At 42.2% G+C, this 13,180-nt stretch carries 11 protein-coding genes, 1 tRNA gene and 1 pseudogene; 9 read left to right on the top strand and 4 right to left on the bottom strand.

Features of this window, described 5'->3' with window-relative positions:
- Positions 1-53: 53 nt before the first annotated feature.
- Together AC4MC0_RS02610 and AC4MC0_RS02605 are read right to left on the bottom strand one after the other, a co-directional pair.
- Entirely contained in the window at positions 54-1,322 is a 1,269-nt protein-coding gene (locus AC4MC0_RS02610) for a sensor histidine kinase (protein WP_491887266.1), read from the bottom strand.
- Positions 1,323-1,680: 358 nt separating this feature from the next.
- Positions 1,681-1,767 (bottom strand) — tRNA-Leu (locus AC4MC0_RS02605).
- A 184-nt stretch (positions 1,768-1,951) separates the two neighbouring features.
- Between AC4MC0_RS02605 and queA the strand changes: the two genes are divergently transcribed.
- The 7 genes and pseudogenes from queA (at position 1,952) to secF (ending at position 9,446) form a co-directional block, all read left to right on the top strand.
- Positions 1,952-2,992: a tRNA preQ1(34) S-adenosylmethionine ribosyltransferase-isomerase QueA gene (queA, locus tag AC4MC0_RS02600; RefSeq protein WP_491887265.1), complete on the top strand. Its 1,041-nt coding sequence runs from the start codon at positions 1,952-1,954 to the stop codon at positions 2,990-2,992.
- A gap of 9 nt (positions 2,993-3,001) precedes the next feature.
- A pseudogene (locus AC4MC0_RS02595) lies at positions 3,002-4,030 on the top strand (hypothetical protein).
- Between the two features lie 25 nt (positions 4,031-4,055).
- Positions 4,056-4,625, top strand: a complete 570-nt coding sequence (locus AC4MC0_RS02590) for a LemA family protein (RefSeq protein ID WP_335999234.1) — start codon at positions 4,056-4,058, stop codon at positions 4,623-4,625.
- A gap of 316 nt (positions 4,626-4,941) precedes the next feature.
- Positions 4,942-6,072 carry a tRNA guanosine(34) transglycosylase Tgt gene (gene tgt, locus AC4MC0_RS02585; protein ID WP_004697695.1) on the top strand — a complete coding sequence of 377 codons (1,131 nt, stop codon included), beginning with the start codon at positions 4,942-4,944 and terminating at the stop codon, positions 6,070-6,072.
- A gap of 104 nt (positions 6,073-6,176) precedes the next feature.
- Positions 6,177-6,506 (top strand): preprotein translocase subunit YajC, encoded by a 330-nt coding sequence (yajC, locus tag AC4MC0_RS02580; protein ID WP_004697692.1) that lies wholly within the window; start codon positions 6,177-6,179, stop codon positions 6,504-6,506.
- Positions 6,507-6,561: 55 nt separating this feature from the next.
- Positions 6,562-8,463: a protein translocase subunit SecD gene (gene secD, locus AC4MC0_RS02575; protein WP_335999230.1), complete on the top strand. Its 1,902-nt coding sequence runs from the start codon at positions 6,562-6,564 to the stop codon at positions 8,461-8,463.
- Between the two features lie 8 nt (positions 8,464-8,471).
- The gene (gene secF / locus AC4MC0_RS02570) at positions 8,472-9,446 is read left to right on the top strand and encodes a protein translocase subunit SecF (RefSeq protein ID WP_279732516.1); all 975 of its coding nucleotides are present in this window, start codon (positions 8,472-8,474) and stop codon (positions 9,444-9,446) included.
- Between the two features lie 32 nt (positions 9,447-9,478).
- Here secF and AC4MC0_RS02565 read toward each other — a convergent pair whose 3' ends face one another.
- Entirely contained in the window at positions 9,479-10,153 is a 675-nt protein-coding gene (locus tag AC4MC0_RS02565) for a 4'-phosphopantetheinyl transferase family protein (RefSeq protein ID WP_201706775.1), read from the bottom strand.
- A 46-nt stretch (positions 10,154-10,199) separates the two neighbouring features.
- Entirely contained in the window at positions 10,200-11,258 is a 1,059-nt protein-coding gene (locus AC4MC0_RS02560; protein ID WP_058951462.1) for an RNA-guided endonuclease InsQ/TnpB family protein, read from the bottom strand.
- Between the two features lie 20 nt (positions 11,259-11,278).
- On the opposite strand from AC4MC0_RS02560, the gene tnpA reads away from it, so the two are divergent.
- Together tnpA and AC4MC0_RS02550 are read left to right on the top strand one after the other, a co-directional pair.
- Positions 11,279-11,692: an IS200/IS605 family transposase gene (tnpA, locus tag AC4MC0_RS02555; RefSeq protein ID WP_005402021.1), complete on the top strand. Its 414-nt coding sequence runs from the start codon at positions 11,279-11,281 to the stop codon at positions 11,690-11,692.
- A 157-nt stretch (positions 11,693-11,849) separates the two neighbouring features.
- Positions 11,850-13,130, top strand: a complete 1,281-nt coding sequence (locus AC4MC0_RS02550) for a transposase (protein WP_130235004.1) — start codon at positions 11,850-11,852, stop codon at positions 13,128-13,130.
- The last annotated feature ends 50 nt before the right edge of the window (positions 13,131-13,180 follow it).

Here is a 13,180-nt window from a genome sequence, read left to right as displayed (position 1 = left end):
TTTATAACAGCAGATCATGAGATTAGGCGAATTATTTTATAAGAAAAGTATGATTATTCACTAAATTCTTGCTGGGATGTCGCAAGTGACAATGCTTGATGTGCGCTGTTCGAACGTGGCAGGCTGACGATAAAAGTTGAACCTACACCTTCTTTCGATGTGACTGAAATTTCACCTTTATTCAAATCAACAAAACGCTTACACAACACCAGACCTAGACCAGTCCCATTCTCCCCAGCTGTCCCCTTAAAACTAACGGTTAGTTTCGGTTCAAATAAAGATTCGATTTGCCCCAAGGTCATACCTAGACCCGTATCTTGAATGTAGATATCGATAAAATCATCACGTTTTTTGGCATCAATCGTCACAACCCCTTCGCCATGCATATGGGTAAATTTCAGCGCATTTGAGACCAAGTTTTGGATCACCGAGGTCACCATATTGATATCTGCAAAAATTTTTAAATCATCGGGGACACGGTCAATCAGTTGAATATTTTTATTGATGGCCAACGCATGCAACACATCAAAAACAATTTGAGAGGACTGCTTAAGCTTGTAATGGATGGGGTGATAAACAAAGCGCCCGCCTTCTGCCATCGCCCAATTCAATAAACTCTCTAACAAGCTATAAGTCGATTGTGCTGTATCATGCAGATAATCTGCAATGCTTTGCACACCAGACTCATCCAAACTTTTGCGCTCTTCAGCCAACACTTCTGAGAATCCAATTAAGCCATGAAAAGGCGCCCTTAAATCATGTGCAATAATTTGGAAAAATTTGGTTTTACTGACATTCATGGCCACCTGTTGTTCATACAACTCTTTGAGCTCCGCATTTTCCATGCGCAAATGCAGCAAATTGAGAAAACCAGAGGCCAGTTCATAGACATTTTCTACAGCATCCTGCGTAAAAGCTTCCAACTGCTCATCAAAGAAAATCACTTGCCCTACAGATTTATCCGATGTCTTTAAATCCAATGCGATGATCCGCTGATGTTTAAACCCTAAAGCAGTCACCTGCTGAGAAAGATGATGATAATGGTGATGCAGGCTATCAATCGCAATCTCCCCTTCAAAATGAGTAGCAAAATTGGCTGCAGCGGGTAACTGAAAAGCATTGAATGCGTGTTTGCCCGCATACCAACTATAAGGTTCATTGCTAAACGTTAGAATTGCGGCATGTGCACCTAAAATTTTTCGCGCAAATTTGAGAAAGCTCTTAATTTTATTGTCATTACTGTTCACGCCCAACAATAAAGATAAGTGACAAGCACTTAACTGTTCTGTATCAGACCCGATATCTAGCAATTGAATACCCATTTCTGCCTCATCTTTTGTGATTTTCGGCACAAACCTATTATTTACTTGTATTTATTAGCAAATTTTCAACATTAAAACAATATAAAAATACAACAATACAAGCGTGGCATTTAACAAAAAAATTAATTATTTCAGAATTTTATCTTGTGACTACTTTCTCTTTTTGAAAACTCGTTATTTATCAGAAGGATTAAAACAAAATTGTGAGTCCATCATATGAGGACATAATTAAGCAAACCCGCACCAAACATTCAATTGCTTTAAGCCATCTGTAATGTTTTATGGCGATTTGATTCAAATCTTAAATTTCAGGCAATAAAAAACCCAAGACTGAATATGCTTGGGTTTTTTAATATCTTGGTCCCGAGGGTCGGACTCGAACCGACACGTCATCTCTGACAGCGGATTTTGAGTCCGCCGCGTCTACCAATTTCACCACCTCGGGAAGGTGTTGATGCGTATATTAAACTTTTTGAAAAACTTGTCAACGCAAGTTGGTGATGATTGGCTATTTTTAAGTCATATTTGATTTTTTAGCTTTATATTTGTGCAATTTCAGCGTTTTTCAACAAAAACGCATATACTGAGCGCAATTTTGACCTCCCTTATTTTGACGCTGCTTTCCCATCATGCAACTTTCTGATTTTAATTTCGACCTCCCTGATGAACTCATTGCCCGTTATCCTTTAGACACGCGCAGTGCATCTCGACTATTACACCTCGATGCTCAAGGTCAGCATCATGACTTTCAATTCACCGACATTTTAGATTTGCTCGATGCAGGTGATTTACTGGTCTTAAATGACACCAAAGTGATGAAAGCACGTCTCAAAGGCAAACGTGCCAGTGGCGGAGCTGTCGAAGTTCTGGTTGAACGCATGCAAGATGCATTTATTGCACACTGCCACATCAAATCCAGCAACACACCCAAAGCGGGAGCTGAGCTCTTTATTGGCCCAGATGCCGTTAAAGTCACAGTGCTAGGTCGTCATGAAAATTTATTTATTGTGGAGTTTTCCCAGCCAATTTTAACGGTGCTGGATTTATACGGACAACTTCCGATCCCTCCCTACTTCAACCGTGAAGCTGAAGCCATTGATACCGAGCGTTATCAAACAGTATTTAATGATCCAACCAAGTTAGCCAGTGTCGCTGCACCTACCGCAAGCTTACACTTCGACCAAAAGCTGTTGGATCAACTTGAAGCCAAAGGTATTCAGAAAACCTTTGTCACTTTACACGTGGGTGCTGGTACCTTTCTGCCTGTACGTACCGATGACATTGCCAATCACATTATGCACAGTGAATGGTGTGATGTTCCTGAGCATTCAGTTGAGCTTATTCGTCAAACCAAAGCGCGTGGTAATAAAGTCATTTCTGTCGGAACGACAGCGACACGTGCGGTTGAAAGTGCAGCGCAGGCACATGATGGTGAACTGAAAGCTTGGACTGGAGATACCCAAATTTTTATCTACCCAGGTTATGAGTTCAAAGTGGTGGATCGTCTTATCACCAACTTCCATCTGCCTGAATCGACCCTCTTGATGTTGGTTTCAGCGCTGTCAAATCGTGATAATATTTTGGCAGCTTATCAACATGCGGTAGCCAACCAGTATCGCTTCTTTAGTTATGGCGATGCCATGTTAGTTGACCAACTTCAACCCAAATAAGAACCTCACATGCCTATCGATACAATCAAACATTCCATTCATATTCGACGTAAAAAGAATAAAGTTGTGTTTGATAATATCGATAGGCTTTGGGACATTGGTCGAGGGGCCGATTCGGCACAAGATATTCTTGACCGACTGCACCCTTGGAATGCCCCGATTACCCTCAAATTTGAAAATGTGCTGCCTATTCTACTTGGAATAGTCGGCATTTTTTTTATTGTGCCAGTGTTCTTTGCCGGAGAGCACATTTGGACCTTATTCAGCTTTTTATTCGGCTTAGGCTGTCTGCTTTGGGCCTATTTAAGTTATGAGCAAGATGATCCGCTTGAAGAGGTCACTGACTATCTCGAAAAACAAATTATTCATAAAAAATACCAGCTCAACGAGTTTACCCCTCCGCAGCATATTGGCGTGGCCCTACAACCTGCATTTTTTATTGCCCACCTCAAACAGCTGTTTCCAATTTTTAATCAAGGCACCATCAGCAATGATATTCCTTACTACGCCAGTACCACTTGGCAGGATGAAGCAGGACAACAGCATCAGGTTTTGCTGTTTCAATATCATTTTGTTGATGAAATTCGCGTACGTGATAAAGATGGCAATGAGTTAAAAGTGAAAGAAGTGCATAAAGACTTATGGGGATGTTTTGTCTTTGAGGTACCCACGCAAGGACTCGCGATTACCGCATACAATAAAAAATTCTATTACCCTTATAGTTTTCCATGGCATAGCAGTGATATTCAAATCAACCAAAAGCTCAAGTTTTTTGGTACTGACCAGATGCAGATGGCCAAACTCCTCTCCCCTGCATTTGTGCTGCGTACTGCCGATTTTTTCCGTTCTCGTTAAGGCGATTTACTTTTTCATCCTGAAAAAAATATCTTGTGCTATATCAGCCCACAAAACCTGTTTGAAATATCCAGCAAAGCAAAAAAAATCAATGACATTTCGACATTGCGTGGACACTTACGCACTTTTAAATTACCTTATCTAGAGCGCTTAGAATCTGATCTAACACAATTTTTAAAATAATGACATTTTGCCGTTTGAGGACTGTATGGGGCTATTAATTTTCTTCTTGATTATTATTGCAATCGTGTTTGGCGTGATCGTTATTCGTAATAATATTGTGCGACACCACAATGCAACCATTCGCGCATGGTCGGATGTAGCAACCTATGAGCGTCAGAAAATAAAAATTCTAGATGGCTTAGAACCTTTGGTCGAACAATACTCCAGCTTTGAAAAAGGTACCTTGGGAAAAGTTACTGAGCTCCGTCAGAACATTCTCAACCTGAACTTAAACAATACAGATGTCAATCAGTTGCAGCGTATCGAAGCATTAAACCAAGAGCTAATGCGTAGCCTCAATGTCGTGGTCGAAAACTACCCTGAACTTAAAGCCAATGATATTTATCTAAAGATGATGAATGAAATTGAAGAGCAAAATGAAAATGTCGGTGCTGCGATCAGCATCTTTAACCGCAATGTCGAACTGTTTAACAACCACATTCAAGTTTTTCCAAACAACATTGTCAACACCATGACCGTGGGTAAAAAAGCGGTACGTCCTTTCCGCGACGCGACTGCACTACAAAATTTTGATTACCGTCCCAATTTCAACTAAAAAGATCGCTTTAACACAAATCACACATCCAAGGCACTCAAAATGAGTGCCTTTTTTAATATCTAAATTTACTTCACTTCTGGCAGCTATCGCTTGCTATGCCACGGCAATTCATCTCCCTCCTCTCCCCAACACACTCAAATCAAAACCGTTGTCACCGCACACAATTTCGTACAGAAAAGCTTTGCGTTAAAAGTGTTACAACACTGGTGTTTATTTGCATAATCAAGGAAAATAGCCTCCTTTTAGCGGCGAACTGTTTTTTCGCTCTTGCACTGCAAGCAGAGCAGTGCTTTGCTCTTGTTCAGGATATTTTATGAAGTTTGAAAAATTAGGTCAGTCGGGTCGCGCCCGTCGTGGTCGTTTAACTTTAGAGCATGGTGTGGTTGAAACCCCTGTGTTCATGCCTGTCGGTACTTATGGTACGGTGAAAGGCATGCTCCCGCGTGATATTGAAGACATCAAAGCGCAAATTATTTTAGGTAACACCTTCCATCTTTACCTACGCCCTGGCCTTGAAGTGATTAAAGAGCACGGCGGCCTGCATAAATTCATGAAGTGGGATAAACCCATTCTGACCGATTCAGGCGGCTTCCAAGTCTTCAGTTTGGGCGCGATGCGTAAAATTAAAGAAGATGGCGTAACGTTCCGCTCTCCAATTGACGGCTCTAAAGTATTTTTGTCTCCTGAAATCTCAATGGACATCCAACATACATTGAACTCAGACATCGTGATGATTTTTGACGAATGTACGCCTTATCCTGCAACGCATGAAGAAGCGCAAAAGTCGCTACAACTGTCATTGCGTTGGGCAAAGCGTTGTAAGACTCAGCATCATGATGTGCTTGAAAATAAAAATGCGCTCTTCGGCATTATTCAAGGCGGTATGTATGAAGACTTACGTGATGAGTCTTTAAAAGGCTTGCTTGAAGTTGGTTTTGACGGTTATGCCATTGGTGGCCTCTCTGTCGGTGAACCGAAAGAAGAAATGATCAAAGTGCTGGATTACCTTCCAGAAAAAATGCCGGCAGACAAACCGCGCTACCTAATGGGCGTAGGTAAACCTGAAGACATCGTAGAAGGCATCCGCCGTGGCGTCGATATGTTTGACTGTGTCATGCCTACACGTAATGCCCGAAATGGACATTATTTTGTGACCGACGGTTTAGTGCGTATCCGTAACAGTAAATACCGTCATGATCAAAGTCCGCTTGATCCACACTGCGACTGTTATACCTGTACCAACTTTACTCGCGCTTATTTATTCCATTTGGAAAAATGTGGCGAGATGCTGGGTTCAATGCTAGGTACTATTCACAACTTACGTTACTACCAACGTTTCACTCAAGACATTCGTGATGCATTGGATAATGATCGCTTTGATGCCTTTGTTGAAGATTTTTATGCACGTCGTGGTTTAGAAGTTCCACCTTGCCCCCAAGATTAATTGTTGTGAGCATTTGCGCTTGGTAAAAAGACAAGGTAAATTGCAGAACAAGTCTATTTATGATCAATTCGTTGGTCACCGTTTTTTTAGTTTAGGAATTTGAAATGAGCCTTTTTATTTCTACAGCTCACGCAGCGGGTGAAGCTGCACAACAACCAAGTATGGTCGCAAACTTATTGATGATTGCTGTTTTTATTGCAATCTTCTATTTCTTAATTTGGCGCCCTCAAGCAAAACGTGCCAAAGAGCACCGCTCCTTGGTTGAAAGTCTTGGCGTAGGCAGCGAAGTAGTATTTGCTGGTGGCTTAATGGGTAAAATCACTAAACTCGAAGGTGACTTTGCAGTGGTTGAACTGAGCCGCGGTGTAGACGTAAAAATTCAACGCGCAAGTGTGATTTCAGTTCTTCCTGAAGGCACATTAAATAACCTTTAATCAAAAAAATTAGTCGTGCATCCGCACGACTTTTTTCATTTTAAGAAGAAAACAAATGCGTTACCCAGCATGGAAATATCTACTGATTCTCGTGGTTTTGACGATCAGTACATTATATGCCCTGCCTAGTTTGTATCCGGATGAGCCTGCGGTTCAAATTTCTGGTGCCAAAGCTGGTACCCAAATTGACCAAAGCATCGTACAAAAAGCAGAGCAGATTTTAAAATCTGAAAGTATTTCAAGCCATGACAACAGTTTTAGCAATAATGCTGCACTGTTACGTCTTGACTCTAGCGAAGCACAATTAAAAGCCAAAGAAGCGTTACGTCGTGGCCTTGGTGATGACTATGTTGTCGCGTTGAACTTGGCACCAACCACGCCAGAGTGGCTACAAAAAATTGGTGCAAAACCAATGAAGCTCGGTCTTGACTTACGTGGTGGTGTTCACTTCTTATTAGAAGTGGATATGGATAAAGCAATTGCTCAACGCATGGAAACCTCTGCGACTGATTTACGTCGTCAGTTCCGTGACAACAAAATTAAATTTAACAGCCTTGCATTAAACAACAACACCATTACCGTTCAGTTCGCCAACAATGATGATCGTACTGCGGCTCAAGACTACTTACGTAGCAATGGTAATGAGTTTAATCAGCAAGCGGTCGCAACTACTACAGGTTCAACCTTACGCTTAACCTATACCGATGTTCGCCGCCAAGAAATTCAATCTTATGCCGTGAACCAAAACTTAACCACTTTACGTAACCGTATTAATGAGTTAGGTGTGGCAGAAGCCTTGGTACAAACACAAGGTAGTAACCGCATCGTGGTTGAGCTTCCAGGTGTTCAAGACACTGCTGAGGCAAAACGTGTCTTGGGTCGTACAGCAAACCTAGAGTTCCGTTTGGTCTCTGACCAAAATGACCAAGTGATTGACCCTTATACGGGCAAGAGCAATGGTCAACCGCTTCCACCAGGAACCGAACTTTTTGCATATCAATCTTTAGACAGCGGACGTGAATTACTTTTAAACCGTAACCGTATTTTAACGGGTGAACGTGTTCAAAACGCATCAAGTGGCTTTAGCCAAGACACTGGCGGTGCTGAGGTAAACATTACCTTAGACACAGCAGGTGGCAAACTGATGGCAGATGCAACCCGGAATGCGGTGGGTAAGCGTATGGCTGTGTTGTTCATCGAAAATAAACAACGTATTAGCTATATAACTGATCCTGCGACTGGTGCGCAAACCGAAGTCCGTACACCTTATGCAGAGTCTGTCGTGATTAACGCTGCAACCATTCAAGCGGTACTCGGTTCTTCTTTCCGGATCACGGGTCTAGACTCTCCTCAAGAGGCATCTGAACTTGCATTGATGCTACGTGCAGGTGCACTTGCTGCACCAATGTACTTTGTTGAAGAACGTGTAGTGGGTCCAAGCCTGGGCCAAGAAAACATTGATAAAGGTGTGCTATCAACTCAAATCGGCTTCTTACTAGTCGCGATCTGGATGGTGGTCTTCTTCCGCGTATTTGGTTTAATAGCTAACTTTGCCTTGGTTTTCAACTTAGCCATGATTCTAACGGTCATGTCTTGGATTGGTGCTTCCCTCACCCTGCCGGGTATTGCGGGTATCGTGATTACCATTGGTATGGCGGTCGATGCCAACGTCTTGATCTGTGAGCGAATACGTGAAGAAATGAAGTGGGGAGCATCGCCCAAACAAGCCATTGTGGCGGGTTATGACCGTGCTTATAACACCATTTTCGACTCAAACTTAACCACATTCCTAGTTGCGTTTATTTTGTTTGCTATTGGTACAGGCCCAATTAAAGGCTTCGCTGTAACCTTAATGATCGGTATTGTTTGTTCTATGTTTACTGCTATTACAGTAACACGTGCGATTGTACAGCTCATTTATGGCAAAAAACGTAACTTGAAAAAGTTGAGCATATAAGGAGATCGATGATGACTGATGTGACTCAACAAGATTCAAAAAAATACGGCCGTCCAGATGATGAACGTGTGATTGATTTTATGAAGATTGCGCTGCCTGCAGCCATTCTTTCTATTGTCTTAACCATCGGCAGTTTATTTTTCATTTTCACCAAGGGGCTTAACTTAGGTCTAGACTTCACTGGTGGTATTTCAGCTGAGCTGAACTACACAAAACCTGTTAAATCAGCCGATGTCTCTGCTGCATTAACCAAAGCTGGCTTTCATGACCCTGTAGTACAAACCATCGGTTCAGATCGTGATTTGATTGTGCGTATGCCTGTACAAGAAGACACAGCAGCAGAAGACTTAACCAAAACTATTACCCAAGCTGTACAGCTACCGGGTAACTCAGCTTCGGTTAACAAAGTTGATGTGGTGGGTGGACAAGTCGGCAATGAACTCTACATTCGCTCAGCGGGTGCTGTAGCTTTAGCGTTACTGCTGATGTTGGTCTACGTAACGATTCGCTTTGAGTTCAAACTGGCAATGGGTGCGGTACTGTCGTTGTTCCATGACGTGGTGGTCACCATCGGTATTTTTGCCATGATGCAGTGGCCATTTGACTTAACTGTATTGGCTGCAATTCTGGCTCTGATTGGTTTCTCACTGAATGACAACATTGTTGTTTCGGATCGTATTCGTGAAAACTTCCGTAAGATTCGTGGCGCTTCACCTTTAGAGATCGTTAACATCGCTTTAACTGAGACCCTACGTCGTACCATTCACACCTCAATGACTTTATTGTTGGTGGTGATCTCGATGATGATCCTCGGTGGTGATGGCCTTAAATGGTTCTCTGTTGCAATGTTTGTGGGCGTTTTTGTGGGTACCTACTCCTCAATCTACATCGGTACAGCTTTTGCTTTATGGCGTGGCTTAAACCGTCAAGACTTCATTGTTCAAGTGAAGCCTGAGTTTGAAGAAGAAAATGAAATTCCATAAATGCACACCATAGTGTGAAAAAAGAAAGCCTCTCAATTGAGAGGCTTTTTTATGTCGCTCTGAAGATGTTGTACCAGCTCTATCTGAGGCAACGCATAGCCACGGCAGGACTGCTCTGCCCGCCAAGCCACGGTCAACATCACATCTCCTAACTCAAAATTTTGATAGGCAAAACTCCCAATCAGCGGATGACTACACATGCCACCATTATGCGTTGGATGTGCTTGGGTGTTCAGTTCATTTAAGTTTAAACGAATGCCTAAACCTGATGCTTTAAGCACCGCTTCTTTGGTTGTCCAGACCTTAAACCAGTATGCTTTGTCCTGATCATACTGTTGCCACACGCGAAGTTCCTCTACGTGAAAAGCATGTTTAGCCAAAGCCTCAAAGCGAACTTTTCGGTTTAACTCCTCCACGTCCACGCCTAGATCCTGCATCCGCTCACTCGTAGCTAAAGCATAGTAATTTTGGCTGTGGCTATGATTGAAATGAAAAGAAGGCTGATCAACCCAATAGGGTTTACCTATCTCACTCAGTGCAATGGAGTGATCATCTACAACCATCTGCCGTTGTTTGGATAAGCATTGATTGCGATATTGATAAATGGCTTGTTTTCGCTGTGCAATTTGCTCGACACGTGACAGGCTGTGATCCACCTGCACAATGTCACCAATCTTTTTCAGCTCAACACGTATTGTCCTTGCCACTTTTCGTTCCTATCATGGTTTCATGCATCTTGACATCCTCCGCGACCTAAAGGACGGGGATTCCTACTGCTAGACGCTCATGTCCGAGCGCAAGAATATTCAGTGCGGAATTTATATCCCTATCATGGAATGTACCGCATTCCATGCACTGCCATTCTCTTATTCCAAGTCCCGTTCTACCTTTCGGACTACTACAGCGTGAGCCACAGCTCGAACAAGTTTGGGTGGTATAGGCTTCATTGACTTCTTTATACCATACACTTGCGTTCTCGCATTTATACTTGAGCATGGTTCTAAGTGTTGTCCAACTTGCATCTAATACAGACTTCGCTAGTTTAGTCCGTGCTAATGCCTTTGCATTCACATTACCAACGAAGATGGCTGCATGTTTATTCACCAATTTATGACTGAATTGATGTAGCGTATTTTGACGTATGTTTCTAATCTTGGCATGAATCGCTTTAACACGCTTTTTATTTCTAGCACGTTGAGCAATGCCAAGTTTTTGTTCGTATTGCCGATAGATTTGAGGGGCTTTGAGCTTTACGCCATCTGAACAGGTTGCAAGGTCTTTTAAGCCCAAATCTATACCGATTGAGGTATTACCCTTTGATTTAACTTGTTTTGTCTTATCAACAACTAAACAAACATACCAACGTCCACGACTGTCTTCTACAAATGAGCCTGTTTTGACGTTGTATTTTGATAGTCCATAGCTATCCCATAGCTTGAATTGATGCTTGCCATACTGCACGTAGCCATCAGCATATTTGATTGCAACCTTTTTGAACGGTATCCAACCCAAAGAACGTCTTGCAGACTTCTTATTACTCACCCGCCATTTTAGCTTTGCTTTTTTAAACTGCTTTCTTCGAGTAACCAATTCTTCTGTTATCGCTTGAACAGTTTGACTATGCAGATTGCATTCTTTAGATGTGCCTTTCGTGTATTTAGCAATATCGTAAGCTGAAAGAAATTCACCTTTTCTTTTTAGATGTTTAAATCCTAAATCATTCACATAATTCCAAACAAAATTTACTTCCAATGCGAGTTGGTCTAGTACCTTGTAATGTTTGTCTTTTATGCGTAATTTAAGTGTTTTCATGATTAAAATATATTTGGTCTATGAGCAATAGTCAAGAGATTAGAACAGGTCGCCACTGTGTTTTTAATATGCATGTACATTTAGTCTTTGTGGCTAAATACCGTAGAGATGTTTTTACCAAAGCAATGCTTGAAACAATGCGTGAAGTGTTTGAGCGTATCTGCTTAGACTTTGAAGCCGAGTTGGTAGAGTTTGATGGTGAACACGATCATGTTCATTTGCTTGTGAATTATCCACCTAAAATAGCAATTTCTAGCTTAGTGAATAGTTTAAAGGGTGCTTCAAGTCGCATTGTAAGAACCAAACACCCTGAAATTAAAAACAAGCTATGGGGCAGTGCTTTGTGGTCGCCTAGTTACTTCGCTGCTTCATGTGGCGGTGCGCCAATTGGAATTGTTAAACAATATATTCAACAACAGCAAACACCGCATTAATGGCTTACGCCACTCGCTTATATCCTCGGGCTAAACCCATAGGTATCTACACAATTTCCGAGCTTTGCGTTAAATTGAAGAGCATGCTCTTCAATTTAACATCTCTGGTCTGGATCAGCGTCTTGTCAAACGTTATAACAGCCTTGTAAAACTCTATATGAATCCTCTTGCTTCACTTGCTCCCGCAATCAAAGACCTGGCCTCTACCCAAAAGTCGAGTTTCTCAACTACACAGGCTGTTTGGCGATTCCTGAATAATAATAAAATCTCTTTTAGTCAATTAAACCAGCCGATTAAGCTTCTTGCATGCGAACAGATCAAGACATCACCGCATCAGTATGCATTAATCGTTCATGACTGGTCTCAACTGCAGTATGTGAAGCACAGTCATAAGGTTCAGCGTCTTCAAAGAACAGAGGCGAATTCAGGCTATGAATTGCAAAGCAGTTTACTTGTCGATGCGTCATCAGGGCTCCCAATTGCGCCATTAGCTCAGACGCTAACAGATGCATCCGGCTGTTATTCCACATTCAGTGAACAATACAGCGAGCGCAAGTCCCATTTGGACTCACTCGCAGAACAAATCAAAACGATTGAACAGTATCCGATTGAGAAAACAAAAGTCCATATCATTGACCGTGAAGGAGACTCGATTGCCCACTTGAGGGAAATCAGCAGCCATGGTTTCAAATGGTTGATTCGGGCCAAAGAAAGCCATCGGATTGAGCATCAAGGGGAAACCTACAAAGTTGCAGAAGTCGCAGAAAAAGTAGTAACTCAGCAAGTTAAGCCGATTGCTTATAAAGGAAACAGGCATATGCTGCATGTTGGAGAAACCGATATTCGGATAACGCGTGCAGCAAAACCGAAGAGAAAAGATGATTTAGGCCAACGGGTTGCTCCCCAGCCAGGCAAGGCAGTTACAGCCAGATTAATTGTTGCTGTGGTGAAAGATGCTCAAGGTAAAACAGTCGCGAGATGGTCGCTGATCAGCAATGTTTCTTCAGAGATTGATGCGGTAGAATTAACCACCTGGTATTACTGGCGCTGGACAATTGAGTGCTATTTCAAGCTTCTGAAGCAGGCAGGCCATAACGTTGAATCATGGCTTCAGACCACACCTGCAGCGATTTTAAGACGGCTCCTGATCAGCAGTATGGCGTGTGTACTGACTTGGCGAATACAGCGTTCTGAAGATGAACAAAATCAGAAAATTCGTATATTTCTGGCCCGTCTTTCAGGCCGACAGCAGAAGAGAGGTAAGTTGGAAAGTGCACCTGCAATATTGGCAGGACTTTCGATTTTACTGAACACTCTTCAACTGCTCTCAGAATATTCAATAGATGAACTGAATGAAATCGCAACAATTGCATTAGGTACATCAAGATGTGTAGATACCTATGGGCTAAACCCCGAGGTTTTACGCTCCAATGGATAAAATAAAAAAGCCCAAAGATCACTTTGGGCTTTTCAGCATCAAAAACTTAA

Source organism: Acinetobacter sp. CAU_H_S139_7 (genome assembly GCF_058599305.1).
The sequence above is the reverse complement of the archived record's forward strand: the minus strand, read 5'-3'. Positions and strand labels throughout refer to the sequence as shown.